At 37.4% G+C, this 16,880-nt stretch carries 15 protein-coding genes; 5 read left to right on the top strand and 10 right to left on the bottom strand.

What is annotated here, in order from left to right; translation table 11 throughout:
• Positions 1–383: 383 nt before the first annotated feature.
• From JUJ52_RS16130 to mmgD, 6 genes are all read right to left on the bottom strand, one after another.
• Positions 384–1,106, bottom strand: a complete 723-nt coding sequence (locus JUJ52_RS16130) for an amino acid ABC transporter ATP-binding protein (protein WP_121604693.1) — start codon at positions 1,104–1,106, stop codon at positions 384–386.
• Positions 1,103–1,765, bottom strand: coding sequence for an amino acid ABC transporter permease (locus tag JUJ52_RS16125; RefSeq protein WP_026679966.1), 663 nt, complete (start codon positions 1,763–1,765; stop codon positions 1,103–1,105). Before JUJ52_RS16125 ends, JUJ52_RS16130 begins: the two co-directional genes overlap by 4 nt.
• A gap of 82 nt (positions 1,766–1,847) precedes the next feature.
• Positions 1,848–2,663: a glutamine ABC transporter substrate-binding protein gene (locus tag JUJ52_RS16120; RefSeq protein ID WP_205389643.1), complete on the bottom strand. Its 816-nt coding sequence runs from the start codon at positions 2,661–2,663 to the stop codon at positions 1,848–1,850.
• Between the two features lie 545 nt (positions 2,664–3,208).
• Complete coding sequence (gene prpB / locus JUJ52_RS16115) at positions 3,209–4,111, bottom strand: methylisocitrate lyase (RefSeq protein WP_026679968.1); 903 nt, start codon at positions 4,109–4,111, stop codon at positions 3,209–3,211.
• 17 nt (positions 4,112–4,128) lie between these two features.
• On the bottom strand, positions 4,129–5,565 hold the full coding sequence (prpD, locus tag JUJ52_RS16110) for a 2-methylcitrate dehydratase (protein ID WP_121604692.1): 1,437 nt from the start codon (positions 5,563–5,565) through the stop codon (positions 4,129–4,131).
• Positions 5,566–5,615: 50 nt separating this feature from the next.
• Positions 5,616–6,722, bottom strand: a complete 1,107-nt coding sequence (mmgD, locus tag JUJ52_RS16105) for a citrate synthase (RefSeq protein WP_121604691.1) — start codon at positions 6,720–6,722, stop codon at positions 5,616–5,618.
• Between the two features lie 163 nt (positions 6,723–6,885).
• On the opposite strand from mmgD, the gene JUJ52_RS16100 reads away from it, so the two are divergent.
• The 3 genes from JUJ52_RS16100 (at position 6,886) to JUJ52_RS16090 (ending at position 10,336) form a co-directional block, all read left to right on the top strand.
• Positions 6,886–7,755 carry a LysR family transcriptional regulator gene (locus tag JUJ52_RS16100; protein WP_026679971.1) on the top strand — a complete coding sequence of 290 codons (870 nt, stop codon included), beginning with the start codon at positions 6,886–6,888 and terminating at the stop codon, positions 7,753–7,755.
• Between the two features lie 408 nt (positions 7,756–8,163).
• Positions 8,164–9,459: a phytoene desaturase family protein gene (locus JUJ52_RS16095; protein ID WP_205389642.1), complete on the top strand. Its 1,296-nt coding sequence runs from the start codon at positions 8,164–8,166 to the stop codon at positions 9,457–9,459.
• The gene (locus JUJ52_RS16090) at positions 9,449–10,336 is read left to right on the top strand and encodes an RNA polymerase sigma-70 factor (protein WP_026679973.1); all 888 of its coding nucleotides are present in this window, start codon (positions 9,449–9,451) and stop codon (positions 10,334–10,336) included. Before JUJ52_RS16095 ends, JUJ52_RS16090 begins: the two co-directional genes overlap by 11 nt.
• A 279-nt stretch (positions 10,337–10,615) precedes the next feature.
• Here JUJ52_RS16090 and JUJ52_RS16085 read toward each other — a convergent pair whose 3' ends face one another.
• The 3 genes from JUJ52_RS16085 to JUJ52_RS16075 form a co-directional block, all read right to left on the bottom strand.
• A complete protein-coding gene (locus JUJ52_RS16085; protein WP_205389641.1) occupies positions 10,616–11,200 on the bottom strand; it encodes a class I SAM-dependent methyltransferase in 585 nt (194 codons plus the stop codon).
• A gap of 184 nt (positions 11,201–11,384) precedes the next feature.
• Positions 11,385–12,284, bottom strand: a complete 900-nt coding sequence (locus tag JUJ52_RS16080; RefSeq protein WP_205389640.1) for an NAD(P)/FAD-dependent oxidoreductase — start codon at positions 12,282–12,284, stop codon at positions 11,385–11,387.
• 831 nt (positions 12,285–13,115) lie between these two features.
• On the bottom strand, positions 13,116–13,697 hold the full coding sequence (locus JUJ52_RS16075; RefSeq protein ID WP_026679976.1) for a DJ-1/PfpI family protein: 582 nt from the start codon (positions 13,695–13,697) through the stop codon (positions 13,116–13,118).
• A gap of 141 nt (positions 13,698–13,838) precedes the next feature.
• On the opposite strand from JUJ52_RS16075, the gene JUJ52_RS16070 reads away from it, so the two are divergent.
• Positions 13,839–14,255: an Lrp/AsnC family transcriptional regulator gene (locus JUJ52_RS16070; RefSeq protein WP_205389639.1), complete on the top strand. Its 417-nt coding sequence runs from the start codon at positions 13,839–13,841 to the stop codon at positions 14,253–14,255.
• A gap of 355 nt (positions 14,256–14,610) precedes the next feature.
• A complete protein-coding gene (locus JUJ52_RS16065) occupies positions 14,611–15,042 on the top strand; it encodes an Rrf2 family transcriptional regulator (RefSeq protein WP_205389638.1) in 432 nt (143 codons plus the stop codon).
• A 377-nt stretch (positions 15,043–15,419) separates the two neighbouring features.
• On the opposite strand, the gene hflX is transcribed toward JUJ52_RS16065, so the two are convergent.
• On the bottom strand, positions 15,420–16,697 hold the full coding sequence (hflX, locus tag JUJ52_RS16060; RefSeq protein WP_374488795.1) for a GTPase HflX: 1,278 nt from the start codon (positions 16,695–16,697) through the stop codon (positions 15,420–15,422).
• Positions 16,698–16,880 lie beyond the last annotated feature (183 nt).

The following is a 16,880-nucleotide window of genomic DNA, read 5'->3' as shown; positions in this document are numbered from 1 at the left end:
TTTGCAAAGTTAGTTGAGGCCGTGCCCGCGGAAAGCGAAGTAATTAGTCGGAGCATTGCCAATACACATCAAACATTTCAAAATAACTACTTGGCTTAACGCAGTCATTGCACTGATTTTATACTTTCTTAACTTAGAACAAAAGCGCAAGCGCCTGATTAGAAACGGAGCGACTGGAGCGAGTCAACGAAGATAAAGGAATTACGGTGAGCTTGCGAGCCGATGATAATTTAGCTTAGGGCGATCTGTGAAGTCGCCTAGCTTCTGGGCGCTTGCGCTTGACGCGGCTTTACACGCTCATATTTATCTACATGGGATAATTTTATAATTTTTCCTAGACTACGAGAAAAACGTACTGAGTAATACTCAATACGTTTTTCATGCTACAATATTTTATTTAAAAATTCCTTCGTTCGATCAGATTGAGGATTGGTAAAGATTTGGTCTGGTTCTCCTTCTTCGACAATAACACCATCATCCATAAAGATAACACGATCACCAACTTCTCTAGCGAATCCCATTTCATGTGTTACGACGAACATCGTCATTCCTTCTTTGGCAAGTTGTTTCATAACTTCTAGTACTTCTCCCACCAATTCAGGGTCTAATGCAGAAGTTGGTTCGTCAAATAGCATCATTTTTGGCTCCATTGCTAGTGCCCGAGCAATCGCAACCCGCTGTTGCTGCCCACCAGATAACTGCTGTGGATATTGGTCAGCCTTATCAGCTAAACCAACCTTCTCTAATAGCTTCATTGCTCGATTCCTTGCTTCTTTTGTACTTAAATGCCGTACTTTACAAGGAGCAAGCATTAAGTTCTCAATAACTTTTTTATGAGGGAATAGATTAAATTGCTGGAAAACCATTCCTACTTCCGTACGTACCAGATTTATGTTTACCTTTGGGTCATTTAAGTGGTTACCATCAACGATAACGTCCCCTTTCGTTATTGACTCAAGCATATTTAGACAACGAAGGAAGGTGCTTTTTCCTGATCCACTTGGTCCAATTACACAGACGACCTCAGATGGTTGGATTTCACAATTGATCCCTTTTAATACTTTGTTTTTGCCAAAGCTTTTATGCAAATCTTTTACCTCAATCATTGAATATCTAGTCTCCTTTCAATGACTCTTAGAATAAAGGATAATGTAAGTGTAATAGCAAGATAAAATACAGCAACTGTAGTGTATATCTCTACGGCATTAAAATGATTCGCAGCGATCAGTCTCCCTTGAAAAATTAATTCTGGAACTAGAATGACGGATAGGAGCGACGTATCCTTTATACTAATAATAAATTGGTTTCCTAATGGTGGGATCATTCGTTTGAAAGCCTGAGGCCAGATAATATAACGCATTGTTTGACTATGATTTAAGCCGAGAGAACGTCCTGCCTCTGCCTGCCCTCTATCAATTGATTGCACAGCACCTCTGACAATTTCTGCAATATATGCACCTGAATTTAGGGCAATTACAATAATACCGGCAATGATAGATTCAATTTCAAATCCGATAATTAGTGGAAGCGCAAAATAAATCCAAATAGCCTGTACTAATACCGGCGTACCTCGAATGATTTCCACATATACAGTAGATATCCCCTTTATAACCTTATTATTAGCTATTCTACCTAGACCGAATACCCCACCCAATATAAAACCAATGGCTAAGCCAACAACAGAAATCAATAATGTATAATATAACCCTGTAACTAATTCCGGGAGAAAGTCGATTACTTGAAGCCAATTAAATTCAACTGCCACCTTCGTCTCACCTCACTGTCAGAGAAAAACTAAGACCTACAGCGAAGTATAAGCCTTAGTTTTTCTCTACTTCTTTGTTTAGTTATTCTGGCTTTTTACCGAACCATTTTTCATAAATTTCATCGTATTTCCCATTTTCCTTCAGCGTTGCAAGTGCATCATTAATCGCTGTAACTAACTCTCCCTGTCCTTTAGAAATAGCTATACCATAATCTTCTGCTTGGTAAAGATCACCTACAACCTTTAGGTTATCTCCCTTTGTCTTGATATAATAATTAACATTTGGTGCATCATATAAAATAGCATCCGCACTACCATTTTCTACCGCCAAATATGCTTGGTCTAACTGTTCAAATTGACTTGCCTTCGCATTTTTAATATTTTCATTAATATACGTAGCACTAGTAGAACCAAGTCTAGTTGCTATAGTTTTCCCCTCAAGGTCTTCCATACTTTTTATGGAATCATTATCACTGCTGACCCCAATTGCTAAACCTGACTGATAGTATGGATCACTAAAGTCAACCTTCTTTTTTCGGTCTTCCTTTATACTAATACCAGCGACTGCAATATCAAAGGAACCAGTTTGTAGACCAGGGATAATACCATCGAAATTGGTTGTTTCTAATTCTATTTCAAATCCAACTTCATCAGCAATTGCCTTAATTAGTTCAATATCAAAACCTACATATTCACCATCTTCCTTAAATTCAAATGGCACGAACGAAGTATCACTTGCTACTGTATATGTATCTTTTAAACCACTCTCATCAGCATTTTTAGAACTATCGCCTTCTTTTTCTGCATCTCCTTCAGAAGAGCCACAGGCTACTAATAAACTAATAATCCCTAGCATTACGAAAAGGATGCTAAATTGCTTCAGTCTGCTACTATTCATGAATAATCCCCCTCAGTTAGTAAAAAATGACTGCCACTTATTCATAGTATCAAAGATAAGATTTTTTAAAAAATTCTAAATTTAGGGATAACGTCGAAAGAAATCGCCTCATGTAACATCTCGTGATAATAGTCAGAAAATGCGTATGTATAGTAGAAATAGCTTGCAAATACTGCAATACATTAAAAAATTCATACCTACGTATATAAAGTAAAACTTCAATCAGTTAGTGGTTTGCTTATCCCATACTGATTGTTCGTACCACAAAGGTATGACCTAAAAGCCTTTGAACCAATCGGATATTTACTGGCAGTCCATTGACACTTACCCATATTGGCTTCATTTTATTGCTGAAAATGGGGGGATTACTGCCAGTTATATGTGGGATAAATCCCCTTAGTGTTTGTATGACGAGCTATCATTCTCTATTGCTTTATATAATTACAGAACCTATATTTACCCATATAAGCTATACAATATTTTAAAAATGAAAGGCTATCCAACGAGTAATTATTACACGTCAAATAGCCTTTTCTATTGTTTCATTATTCTCCTAATACAGTTTTAGCGATTTTCTTATCTAAATCTTCAAAGTCATGATATGAAATGGTTTCATATAATTCCTTTCTTGTTTGCATGTCGTTCACACCATCTTTTTGTGTTCCTTCTTCTTTAATTAATTGAAAGATACGTTCATATGCCTTTGCTGCCACCCTTAAAGAAGTAACTGGATATATCACCATCTTAAAGCCCATACGCTGAAACTCATCAGCTGTTATATAAGGCGTTTTCCCAAACTCGGTCATATTCGCTAATAAAGGTACACTTATTCTTTCAGCAAACAAGCGGAATTCTTCATCTGTTTGTAGTGCCTCAGGGAAAATCGCATCTGCACCTGCATGAATATAAGCCTCTGCTCTTTCAATTGCTGCATCCAATCCTTCATTTGCTCGCGCATCTGTCCTTGCAACAATTACTAAAGATGGTGCTACCTTTTTAATCGCTTGTATTTTCTGTTCCATTTCTTCCTTGGTTACTAGCTGTTTTCCATTTAAATGACCACACTTTTTGGGTAACTGTTGATCTTCAATTTGAACTGCAGCTACATTTGCCTCAAACATTTCTTGTGCAGTTCGCGCAACATTCAACACACCACCAAATCCTGTATCAATATCAACGAGTACAGGTAAATTCGTAGCACGGATGAGGTCTCGTGCCCTATCCGCTATCTCTGTGGAAGTAACCATACCAAGATCAGGTAATCCTTTACTTGCTGTATATGCTCCTCCTGATAAGTATAAGGCAGAGAAGCCAGCATCTTTAGCAACAAGTGCTGCCATTGCATCATGTGCTCCAGGAATTTGTAAAATCGATTCTGCTTGCATCAATTCCTTGAATTGATTAGCAAGTTCTATCTGTGTTTTTGGTTGATCGACAATCCATGCCATACGTGATGTCCTCCTTCTTACTTCACCAATAATTCCATAAATTCATTAACATTCATGGCAGTAAGCTTTTTATAATCATAGCTCACAGCTTCAATCTGCTTTAATTGCTTGCTAGCATATTGTGTTGCCATGTTTTGGGCATATTTTTCGAGAATCTTTGGCACCGCTTCTTCTCTACGGAAACGATGTCCTAATGGGTATTCACAATCCACTTGTTCTGTCGAAGTTCCATCCTTAAAATGTACTTGAACAGCATTTGCTATGGATCGCTTGTTAGGATCTAAATAATCTTTAGTATAATTTTCGTTCTCGGAAACTACCATTTTTTCACGTAACATATCTACTCGAGGATCAGCTGCAACGTCATCTTCATAGTCTTCTGCAACAATATTCCCTTTTAATAAACCGATGGCAGTTATATATTGAAGGCAATGGTCACGGTCAGCCGGGTTGTTTAAAGGACCTTTTTTGTCAATTATACGAATTGCAGATTCATGGGTCGTAATAGTAATGTGATCAATCTCGTCGATGCGCCCCTTCACTTCTGGATGTAGCTTTACAGCTGCTTCAGCCGCCGTTTGGGCATGAAATTCAGCGGGATACGATACTTTAAATAATACATTTTCCATCACATAGCTATCGAATGGTTGTTTAACAGTTAGCTCTTGCTTATTAAACAGCACATCTTGAAAGCCCCAACCAGGAGCACTGAGAGCAGTCTTATATCCCATTTCTCCCTTTACAGCCATCATTGCTAGACGAACTGCTCGACTGGTTGCATCCCCTGCAGCCCAAGATTTCCGAGAACCAGTATTTGGCGCATGGCGATAAGTACGTAAGCTTGAATTGTCAATCCATGCATTAGATAATGCATTAATGATCTCTTCACGATTTCCACCAAGCATCTTCGTGACAACCGCTGTTGTGGCAATCTTTACAAACATTACGTGGTCAAGTCCAACGCGGTTCAAGCTGTTTTCTAATGCCAGTACGCCTTGAATTTCATGAGCTTTAATCATTGCTTCCAATACATCATGAACGTTTAATGGTTCCTGTCCTTTAGCTAGTCGCTCTTGACTTACAAAGTCTGCAACTGCAAGTATTCCACCTAAGTTGTCAGAAGGATGCCCCCATTCTGCTGCTAACCATGTATCATTATAATCTAACCAACGAATGATCGCTCCAATATTGAATGCGCCTTGAACCGGATCAAGGACATGAGAGGTTCCTGGTACCCTTGTGCCATTTGGAACAACTGTTCCAGGTACGATAGGTCCTAAATGCTTGGTGCATTCTGGGTAGTTTAACGCAAGGATCCCACAACCAATCGTATCAATGAATACATAATGAGCGGTTGAATAAGCTTCCTCGCTCGTAATCTCTTTATTTAATACATATTCAGCAATTTCCTCTAAAAGTGCATCCGTTTTCTTCTGTTCATCAACTTTCAACATAATTTTTCTCCCTTTCTCTCACTGATAGCTAGTATTAATCGATAACCTTCTTAATAACTTTCTCCAATATAATTTACACGAGGACGGAATAAACGATTATTATTATGCTGTTCAATAACATGTGCAGCTAAGCCAGCCGTCCGCGCACTAAAGAAAATCGGAGTATATAACCCTATAGGTATTCCTAACATCCAATACACTGGGGCAGCATAGTAATCCAAATTAGGGTATAGCCCTTTTTCTTCTCGCATTACCTTCTCACCAGCTTCACACATTTCAAGTAGCAATGAATCCCCTTTTTTATCGCATAACTGTTTTAGAGATTCCTTCATTACTAATGCTCTTGGGTCCATTTTTTTCATATATACTCGATGTCCAAATCCCATAATCTTTTCTTTTTTCATCAGCTTTTTCTGTAGTAGTTCTTCGAATTCTCCAACAGACTTTGCCTCATTTAACATGTACATAACTGCTTCATTTGCCCCTCCGTGAAGATTTCCCTTCAAAGAAGCAACGCCACCAGTCAATGCACCATATAAATCAGAATTTGTTGAGGCTATAACCCTTGCAGTAAATGTTGAATTAGGCATTTCATGCTCACTATATAATAGAAGCGAGCGATCAAAAATCTCTGCCTCCCAAGCTTCTGGTTCTTCCCCTGTAATCATATACAAGAAGTTAGCACTATACGAAAGCTCTTGGTTCGGCTGAACTGCTTCTTGGCCATGGATTAGCCGGTAACTATTTACAGTAATCGCAGGAAGATTACCTAATAACGCATATGCCCTACGCTTATTTGCTTCTAGGGACCGATTTTCTATATCCTCATCATACCCAGAAAGCGCTGACAAACCTGTCCGTAATCCATCCATTGGATGTGTTTGTTTTGGTAATAAAGCTAATAGCTTCATCACATCAGTCGGTATATCGTAATTCGTTGTTAATTCCTTTTCCAATACTAACTTCTCTGTTGAATCGGGAAGCGTACCATTAAGCAGGAGATGCACAATATCAATGTAATCATTACTCTTAGATAGTTCTATCAGTTCATGGCCACGAATAATTATTTTTTCCTGTTCTGTATCAAGGAAGGAAATAGCAGTTTCTGAAGCTATTACCCCATCTAAACCCGGAACATACTTTTCTTTCGTACTCATATACATCCTCCTTTAAGATAATTCATTGTTTAATAGTTCAGTAATTTCATTATATTCTATAGTTCTATTATAAAATTGAAATGAAAATTAGAAAAATATATAATTTTAATTATTAGCCATAATTTTTTTCTATATCAAGCATAAAATTAGGAGAGATTCTGAAATGAAAATACAGGATTGGGAAATGCTTGCAACCTTATATGCTACAGAAAATATTACTCAAGCGGCACATCGCCTGTTCTTATCACAGCCTACGCTAACATCTCGATTAAAAAAACTCGAAAACTATTATGGTGTGCAACTAATTATTCGAAAGCAAAGAGGAATCACCTTTACACCTGAAGGGGAGCAATTAGCACAGCATGCCAAGAAAATGCTTTATGAACAGCGAAAAATTGAAGAGCGGCTACATAATATGAAGGAACAAGTAGCTGGTACGATTAGAGTTGGCGTTTCTAACTTTTTTGCTTTAAATAAAATGCCAAAATTACTACGATTATTTAAGCAAAGCTATCCGAATGTTGAATTTCAAGTAGTCACTGGCTGGAGTAGCGAAATGCATCGGCTGATCCTCAATAATGATGTCCACATTGGTTTTATCAAAGGTGATTATGTGTGGAACGAAAACAAAGACCTGCTTTATGAGGAAGAAATTTGTATTGCCTCACCATGGGATTTTACATGGAAAGATCTCCCTGATTTACCACGAATTGACTATTATACAGATGAAAAAATGAGAAGCATTGTAGATCAATGGTGGTATAGCAATTACAAACAAACGCCAAATATAAATATTCAAGTTAGTCAAGTCGAAACATGTAAAGAAATGATTATTAATGGATTAGGCTATGCGATTTTAGCTAATTTAGTTGTCCGCCCCTACCCAGAACTAATTATCAAACCGTTACAGCATCCTTCAGGTAAAGCAATCACTCGAAAAACATGGATGTATTATCATGAGGATACATTACAGTTGAACATCGTTCATGCCTTTGTTCGTTTTATTCAAACACTGGATGTAAAAGCATTATAAGTCAGATAAGCTATCAAACATCGTAGCTAAAAAGCATTTGAATGGATTACTTAAATACTACTTATTCATACCATATTACATTGCAACACTTAAAATCAATCTGTTTTTTGTCACTACGCAGTATCATTCTAATCCGCTTACGAATAAAACAACAAATTACTCTCTGTCACAAATATCTCTTCATTATCGTCTTGAATTATAAGGTGATACTTCAATCCGTGGGAATTTTTTTATCTCCTACGAATGGTTAGTACCACAAGGGTATGGCCTAAAGGCCCTAGAACTAATCGGACATTTAGCTGGCAGCTGTTCCCACACTTATCCATATTGGTTTCACTTTATTGCTTGAAAGTAAAGGCTTACTGCCAGTTATATGCGGGATAAAAAGAGATAATAGGAGGTTATTTCATGGTTCAAAAATGGGATGTTGTTATTGTTGGAGGAGGATTAGCAGGCTACGTAGCGGCCAATTTTTTAGCTAAAACACCTTTGAACGTGTTACTGTTAGAGAAAGCAAAGCAGGTTGGAGGACGTGCAAGAACAGATATAATCAATCATCAATTATTTAATTTAGGCCCTCATGCTCTTTATAAAAAAGGAATGGCCCGAACTATATTAGAGGAATTAAACATTACGCTTGAAGGAAACACGCCAAAACTAGGTGGTATCTTAATTGAAAATAATACGAAATATGTAGCGCCATTCTCCCCACTTGGACTCTTCAAGACCACTTTTTTGAATTGGAAAGAGCGCAAGGAATGGGTGTCTATATTGATAAAAATAAAAAATCCCAACCGTGATGAATTAGACACCAAGACTTTCCACGAATGGGTTCACCAATCTACCAATTCAGAGAAAGTCCGCTCATTACTTTATATTATAGGCAGATTAGCAACATACTGCCATGCTCCTCATAAAGTTAGCGCATATGTTGTTATCTCTCATATCCAGTATGCTATAGGAGGTGTCACTTATTTAGATGGCGGATGGCAAACAATGATTGATCAACTTCATAATCAAGCAGTTATCTCAGGAGTGGAAATCCAAACAAAGTCAAACATGAAGCAAATTGTCAAAAATAAATCTGATCAATTTCAGTTAACGCTGTCCAATGGGGATTGTCTTCAAACGAAACACGTACTCTATACAGGAGCACCAGATAATTTAAACAACGTAATAGCCGAATCATTCCCCTATCTCCAAAGAAATTTCCTAGAAGAAATCGTACCCGTAAAAGCTGCAACTTTAGATGTTGCATTAGAGAAACTCCCTAAGCCAAAACAATTATTTGCTATGGGAATAACAACCCCCTACTATTATTCTGTTCATTCAAAATATGCTAGGCTTTCCCAAAGTGGACAGTGTACAATCCTTCACGTTCTTAAATACCATCATCCAGATGAAAGGTTATTTGGGAGACAAGAGCAAACTCACCTTGAAGCGTTCTTAAACAAAATACAACCAGGCTGGCAAGAATATGAAGTGGCACGTAGGTTTCTACCGCAAATAACCGTGAATTACCGTCTACCTCAAGTTGGGGAAAGGAAAAATTTCTGCCAATCTGAAACTCATATTTCCGGGTTATTTATTGCTGGTGACTGGGCATCACCAGATTCTATACTATCAGAGGGTGCTGTTGAGAGTGGAAAACAAGCAGCCATTGAAATTATGCAAAAAGAAGGAAGGTCATCTCATGCAACTTAATAATGAAGCGTATCGACTCTATCAACCTTTGTTATTTTCATTAGGTTACCGAATGCTAGGTTCAGTTGTAGATACGGAGGACATTGTACAGGAAACCTTCCTACGTGCCTATCAAATCAAAGATCAGAAGATTGAAAACAAAAAAGCTTATCTTTGTAAAATGATGACCAACCGTTGTCTGGATTTTTTAAAATCTGCAAAAAAAAGACGAGAAGTGTATATTGGGCCATGGAACCCTGAGCCTTTATTCTTTTTTAGTGACATGCACGATCACCCCTCAGAAGCTCTACTACAAAAAGAAGGATTAAGTATTGCTTATTTACGAATGATGGAGCAGCTGTCTCCTCACGAACGAGCCGTTTTACTATTGCGTGAGGTATTTGACTTTTCTTATCGAGAGATTTCTACCATCGTAGAAAAGACGGAGGATAACTGCAGAAAACTATATAGCCGTTCAAAGCAAAAAATCTCAGCTGTAGAGAACGAAAGCTTACATTATGAGAGAAATAAAGACGTTGTCAACCGTTTTCTCAAAGCCTTCCACATACAAAATACGAGTGAACTGCTTGAGCTAGTATCGGATAAAGTTACCTTGTATTCAGATGGTGGAGGGAAAGTCAAAGCCGCTGTTCGTCCAATTCGAACACGTACGAAGGTTTTAGCATTTTTAATTGGTATAAGAAAAAAGACCACAGAAGACTATTACTACGAAATCAGAAGCGTCAATGGTCAACCCTCTCTCATCAATTATATGAATGGTACCATTCATAGTACGGTCAGTTTCTATATTCTTCATCGTACAATTAAAGAAATTTATATAACGATGAATCCTGATAAATTGAAACTTCAATCCGCAGGGGTTTTGTTTACCCGCTGATTGGTAGTACCACAAAGGTATGACCTAAAGGCATCACTCTATTCCCAAAGCGTGCAAACCTAATACTTTACAAATTCCAAACAAAAATCTGCCCTAGAAGCAAGCTTTCCCATGGGCAGATTTTTTGAAGATTACTATCAGCGTGTAAAGATCTATCGAACATTTATACTTAATGATCACACTTCCATAATACGCGACGCGATTTAACGGACATGTCTTATTTAAATACTTTAAATATCTTTAATATCTATAATTAATCCAAAAAAATATATAAGCAGGTTATTTTCTGGCAATAAAGACATATAAAGAGTCTGTTGGAAAGAATTTTTGTATTATATCCATTCCAGCATTTGTTATTTCTTGTTCCATTATTGATGAGGAAATTCTCGGTGGACCATCATTAACATGATCTAGCTTCTCTATTTCAACACATACAAAATAACCAGATTCTTTAAGGACACGTTTTATTTCCTGCAACGTTTTGGATATCGTTTTCGTCTCATGTAATACTAATGAAGCAAGGACAATGCCTATAGAATCATTTGATAGTCGAATATGATCAATGTCCGCTTGCATAGCCTTAATATTTGTAAGGTTCTCCTCTTGCGCTTTAGTATTTATAATTTCTAGCATATTTGGATCTCTATCTAGTGCGTATACAGGGCTGTCAACCGCTTTAGCTGCTGGAATTGTTAAATATCCAGTTCCTGCACCTAAATCTAATATTGTATCCGTTCTCGTCATTGGGAGTAAATTCAACAGCTTTTCTGGAGGTAGGTCCTCCCTCCTTTTAGATCCATCTAAAAATTCTATTTTTCTTGTGAAATTTTCCTTTTCTTTCGAATTACATTTGTGTTCCTTCATTCATAGCCTCCTTTATATAACACTTAATACAAAATCATCAGCAATCCCATATTGACAAAGCTTATAAAGTGAAATGTCAACCAGTTGGTTTTTTGTTTATCCCCCGCTTACCAATTTTGGATTCTCTTTGGGGTATTACTGCTAGTTATATGTGAAAGAAAACTAATTTGCTGACAATGCTGCTTTAGAAGTCTTCTTCCATTAACGCTGCATTGACTCCTAATGCAGCTTTACTACCTTCTGCTGCAGCAATAATTAATTGAGTTGCCCCAGCTAATAACGTGTCCCCGCTTGCATATACACCTTCCACATTTGTTCTTCCAAAGCGATCTACTTTTATCCCTCCTTGATCGTTGAATTCACAGTCTAAGTCTCGACCAATGGATGACGCTTGTTCCCATTCTGGTGTAACAAATCCTCCTTCTCGTGTAATGCTCTCACCACCAGCAAAGGTAATCCCTTTTAAATACCCATGATCCCCTTGCAATGAGGTAATTTCTTGCTCATATATGATAATGCCCTTGCTGTTTAATTGATTTTTTTGTTCCACCGAAAGGATTTGCTTGCCATTTGTACATACAATCAGATCTTTACTCCAATTAAAGACCACTTTAGCCATATGGAAAGCTCTGTTATTTTCAGCTATTAGAGCCAATGGTCGATCCCTTAATTCCCAACCATCACAAAATGGACAACTAAATATACTGGTGCCATAAAACTGATTTACTTGAGCTATATTGGGTAAGGTTTCTTTCAGTCCAGTCGCTAAAATAATCTTTTTAGCTTTGTAAACCTCGCCGTCATCTGCTTTGATTGTGAATACCTGTTTATATTTATCCACCTGTAAAACACGTTGTTTTTTGATGATAACATTTGGATACTTACTTAATTCCTCTCGTGCAATTTGTTTGAACTCTAACGGATGAATACCGTCCCGTGTGATAAAGCCATGGGACTCGTTCGTAACGGCGTTTCTCGGTTTATTATCATCAAATAAAATCGTTTTGCGCTTAGACCTTCCAAGCATCAGTGAGGCATTAAGCCCAGCTGGACCTCCGCCGATAACAATACAGTCTAACAGCATCTAAATCATCCCCATTCCCTTTTTATGATTATTTCTTGACCAACAAACAAATAGCTACGAATTTAGCTTTAATTCTTCTGATCATTAGCTGTGTAGTTCACAGCTTCTTTTATCCCCCTCCATTAAATCTATTCTAGATATATAATATCTATAATTTGTATTATATATTAGCACGCCATTAAATGAAACGCAAACGAATTTTTCATCTAGGATGAAATTAAAATCGTTATCCCCAAAGCCGAATAATAAAATAAATGTTCATACGAGGTGCAGTCAAAATACGTAGACTTTTTGACAAAGAAGATCGCTTCTCAAGGCCTTCCTTATCCTACGGGAAAAGTCCAGTTGAAGATCTCGCAGAAAAGTGATCTTTGCTTTCCTAAGAACCTAAAGCTGTGCCCCGGAAAGAAAGCTCTTTCCACGAGCACGGCCACAGCTAACTTGGTAAAGAAAAACACGTTACCACGTGAATCTTCGGACTCGTACTGTTCCCGCCGGAGTTTCGCTTATTTCAGGTGCTAAAGGAATGATTCTAATCAAAAAACGAAAAGATAATTAATTTCAACTAAATTATCTTTTCGTTTTTTATTGTTTCTTCCTTCTTTTGTCTCAGCCTCTTCAACTTGTAAATAAACCCTTGGTTTACTACAAGCTTTTTTGTATATGAGCAGGCGAACGCCCAAGTCTTCTCGTGCAAACCACCCTGTGGGGGCTGGAATCGCCCGTTTTTCCGCAGAAGTTTTCTATTATTCGCTGCCCTAAACTGAAAAGAAGCTTCTTCATGTTAATACACTGTTCCCGAAAGATATGTTTCTCTGTATACTGGAGAGATTAATAACCCATTCGTTCTTTAATTCTCGCTGCATTAGATTTAGAGGTCAACATCTCTAATAATATGAACGCCACCTCTATGGCAGTTCCTGGATTAGATGAAGTAATTATATTTTCATTAACGACAATTCGATCTTTGGATACCTGTACACCATATGTAGCTAATTGCGCTAATCGTTTGCTAGTTGGAAAATTATACGTAGTAGCCTGACGATTGTGTAAAATCCCACTATGCGCAAGTGCTAAAGAAGCTACACAAATAGCGGCAATGGGTTTTTGATGTGCATTAAAATGTTGTATTATTTCTTGAAATGTTTTACTAAAAGCATCGACATAAAAATTCGCTTCTTCAAAGCCTCCAGGAATTGCTAATGCATCAAATTCAGTTAAATCAATTTCTTCAACTAGCTTTTCTGGTGTAACCTGAAAATTCCATGTTGCTTGCAGCGTTGGATGAAGCCCGACTGAAGTAACGGCTGTCGATCCATCACCTTCTAATTGATTCCAACCAAGTACATCTGTAAAAACACTTGCTTCGTAAGCCTCAAAGCCATCTGCAAGTAATAATAATACCTTTTTCATAAGAAGTCCCTCCTTTATTTCTTCACTTAAGTTTAATTAATTTCCATGACTACTTAAATAGATATTGAACGGTATTTAGTTGAATTTTCCTTTGTTTTAATGGATAATTTAATTAAATACTTTATATAATTAGGAGAATTTATGGACCACATCGATTATGAAATTTTAAAGCAGCTCGAGCAGAATGCAAAAATGACCACAAAAGAAGTCGCTGCTCATGTACATCTATCTGCACCTGCAGTAGCTGAGCGCATTAAAAAACTCGAAGATCAACAAATTATTACAGGCTATCAAACATCGATTGATGTAAACAAGCTTAATCGTTCCATTATTGCGCTTGTATTATTTAAATCCAACGACTGTAAGAGGCTGGCACAATTTTGCTACAACCATCCTGATGTACTGGAATGCTACCGAGTTGCCGGTGAAATCAGCTATATTGCTAAAGTAGCAACACAATCAGTAGAAACCCTTGAAAAATTTATTGATCAATCTATGACATATGGGACACCATCTACAAATATTGTAATGTCTGAGCAAAAAAATTCAGTTTTATAAGATGGTACACGCATTCCTACTTTTCTATATAAACAAATGCTTAGCTACAACATTAAAATCTTAAAGATGTTTAGAATAAAGTGGAACTCCAGTCAGCTGGAGTTTTGTATATCTCTCCACTGATTATTCGTACCACAAGGGTATGACCTAAAGGTCTTTGAACCAATCAGACATTTATTGGCAGTCGAGCCCGCACTTATCCTTATTGGTTTGACTTTATTAGGCTTACCGCCAGTTATATGTGACATAAATTTGGAATAGTGCATGTTGAGGAGCAGCCATTTTAATGGTACGATTAAAATCACTTGTAGATAATGATACTCTATAATAACTACAATATGTACAGGAGGAAACAATGAAATATTCGAAGGCTACAAATTATGCATTACACACAATGGTATATTTACTCCTCTTACCTAGGGGTAGCACAATCGGCGTTCAGCCCTTAGCAGAAATACAAAAGCTTTCTCCGAGCTATCTTTCGAAGATCTTAACCAAGCTTGCTAAAGGTGGGCTCATCGAGTCAACTCCAGGTGTCAATGGTGGATATAAAATTTCTAAGCCAAAAAACGAAATCTCATTTCTCGATGTCATTAGAACAATTGAAGGTTTTTCAAGTTTATTTCATTGCTCGTTAAATCATCAAGAAGATTGTCTAATCGAAAATGTGATGATGAAAGCAGAACAAAACATGAATAGCGAATTAGACCAAACGTACCTCATTGATATTGCCAATAAAGCAAATGATGAAATGGTTCGTTATATAAATGAACGAGCTAATAAATAATTTTACAGCCATAAATAAAGTAAACCTTCAATCAATTGGGGATATTGTTTATCCCGACGATTGTTAACGGAACCCATTGATTAGACATTTACTGGCAGTCGACCTCCCACTTATCCATATTGGTTTCACTTTATTGCTTGAAGTCGAGGGTATTATTGCCAGTTATATGCGCGATAAATGAAATTAGGAAGCTCTAACTATGGTTTAGGATTGGTTCGTTCCTCTTGCTAGCACTATCGGATCTCACCAAAGGAGTCTGCGTTACTTCCATAGATAGCGTAGTTCGTTGTTCTCTAGAACCTACTCCACTTCCTACGATTAATAGGTAAAGTCATCGTCAAATGACTTTACCCATCTTTAATCTTAATATGTTTCTCTTAAACACGTTCGGGATTACCGTTTTGCGAGATAATATACTGCTGATACCGCGTGATATAAGCCTGCGTACATTCTACTGTTAAGCGTGTGCCATTTTCTTCATAGTTCGTAGTGATCACATTTGCCTGTTCGTTTAGATTTGCTACGATCTGCCCCTGATCAAATGGAATAAGCATCTCGCATTGGATTAAATCTTTAAAGATCTCCCGATTAATTACTTCTATTAATTCATGAATACCAACCCTTTGCTTTGCTGAAAGAGATACCTTATTCTCTTCTACTGCTGGTATGTCTACGTCGATTATATCTCCTTTATTTAAAGCATAAATAATTGGAACGTTTTCAACACCTAAGCTCAATAGTGTTTGCTTCGTAACCTCCATTAAATTTTCATGATTCGGTTCTGAATAATCAACGACATGAATAATTAAATCAGCTTCTACCACTTCCTCTAAAGTAGAACGGAATGCCTTTACCAAATGATGAGGGAGTTTACTAACAAAACCTACTGTATCTGTCAGCAGAAAGGATTTGTTAGCAGGCATAGGAATCTTCCTTACCGATGTTTCCAATGTCGCAAATAGCATATCTTTTTCAAAAACCTGTTTATTTGAAGAGGGGTTAAACTGTTCAACCATAGCATTCATAATAGTTGATTTTCCAGCGTTCGTATAGCCGACTAAGGACACAACTGGAAGACCACTTTGTTGACGCTTCCTCCGCTGTATGCCTCGCTGAGCCACTAACTCCTCTAGCTCTTTATTTAATACTGCAATTTTCTCTTCAATCTTACGACGGTCAAGCTCAAGCTTTGTTTCTCCAGACCCTCTATTATTTAATCCCACTCCGCCACCTTGTCTACCTAAATCTTCATTCTGACCAATTAGGCGTGGGAGCATGTACTCAAGTCTTGCCACTTCCACTTGTAGCTGTGCTTCTCTTGTTTTTGCCCGTTCTGCAAAAATATCTAGAATTAACATCGTACGGTCACTAACGACTATTCCCAGCTTTTCCTCAAGAACACGTATTTGAGATGCTGTCAACTCATCATTAACAATAATCACCTCTGCATCCTTCCTCTGGATCAGTTCATGCAATTCTTCGATTTTTCCTTTCCCAAGATAATGCGCTTTATGAATACGAGCTAACTTCTGCGTTAGCTCTCCCACTACTTCGATATGACGTGCAGCGGCCAGTCCTGCTAATTCCTCCATAGAATACGCAAAACCCTCCGATTGATTTTTAATATCTACACCTACATTAATTGCTTTTTTCATATTAACATTCCCTTCCATTCTCTCTTAAAATTAAAAATCACAGGTCTTCTACCTGTGATGGAAAAGTAAATGGATGGAATCAAAAAATGCATAAATCCTTATTGGCTCGTTTCACACAAAAAATACAATTCACCAACAATAGTAAATATTGTATGAACAGTCAAGGTCAAGAAAGCTATTTAA

Origin of the sequence: Virgibacillus sp. AGTR (genome assembly GCF_016919725.2) — a bacterium.
In the GTDB taxonomy this organism is placed as follows: Bacteria; Bacillota; Bacilli; order Bacillales; family Amphibacillaceae; genus Virgibacillus; species Virgibacillus salarius.
The sequence above is the reverse complement of the archived record's forward strand: the minus strand, read 5'-3'. Positions and strand labels throughout refer to the sequence as shown.

Bases quoted from the DNA above. Each gene is read 5' to 3' on its own strand.
- JUJ52_RS16130 (WP_121604693.1), bottom strand. From the start codon at position 1,106: ATGATTGAGGTAAAAGATTTGCATAAAAGCTTTGGCAAAAACAAAGTA.
- JUJ52_RS16120 (WP_205389643.1), bottom strand. From the start codon at position 2,663: ATGAATAGTAGCAGACTGAAGCAATTTAGCATCCTTTTCGTAATGCTA.
- prpB (WP_026679968.1), bottom strand. From the start codon at position 4,111: ATGGCATGGATTGTCGATCAACCAAAAACACAGATAGAACTTGCTAAT.
- prpD (WP_121604692.1), bottom strand. From the start codon at position 5,565: ATGTTGAAAGTTGATGAACAGAAGAAAACGGATGCACTTTTAGAGGAA.
- mmgD (WP_121604691.1), bottom strand. From the start codon at position 6,722: ATGAGTACGAAAGAAAAGTATGTTCCGGGTTTAGATGGGGTAATAGCT.
- JUJ52_RS16100 (WP_026679971.1), top strand. From the start codon at position 6,886: ATGAAAATACAGGATTGGGAAATGCTTGCAACCTTATATGCTACAGAA.
- JUJ52_RS16095 (WP_205389642.1), top strand. From the start codon at position 8,164: ATGGTTCAAAAATGGGATGTTGTTATTGTTGGAGGAGGATTAGCAGGC.
- JUJ52_RS16090 (WP_026679973.1), top strand. From the start codon at position 9,449: ATGCAACTTAATAATGAAGCGTATCGACTCTATCAACCTTTGTTATTT.
- JUJ52_RS16085 (WP_205389641.1), bottom strand. From the start codon at position 11,200: ATGAAGGAACACAAATGTAATTCGAAAGAAAAGGAAAATTTCACAAGA.
- JUJ52_RS16080 (WP_205389640.1), bottom strand. From the start codon at position 12,284: ATGCTGTTAGACTGTATTGTTATCGGCGGAGGTCCAGCTGGGCTTAAT.
- JUJ52_RS16075 (WP_026679976.1), bottom strand. From the start codon at position 13,697: ATGAAAAAGGTATTATTATTACTTGCAGATGGCTTTGAGGCTTACGAA.
- JUJ52_RS16070 (WP_205389639.1), top strand. From the start codon at position 13,839: ATGGACCACATCGATTATGAAATTTTAAAGCAGCTCGAGCAGAATGCA.
- JUJ52_RS16065 (WP_205389638.1), top strand. From the start codon at position 14,611: ATGAAATATTCGAAGGCTACAAATTATGCATTACACACAATGGTATAT.
- hflX (WP_374488795.1), bottom strand. From the start codon at position 16,697: ATGAAAAAAGCAATTAATGTAGGTGTAGATATTAAAAATCAATCGGAG.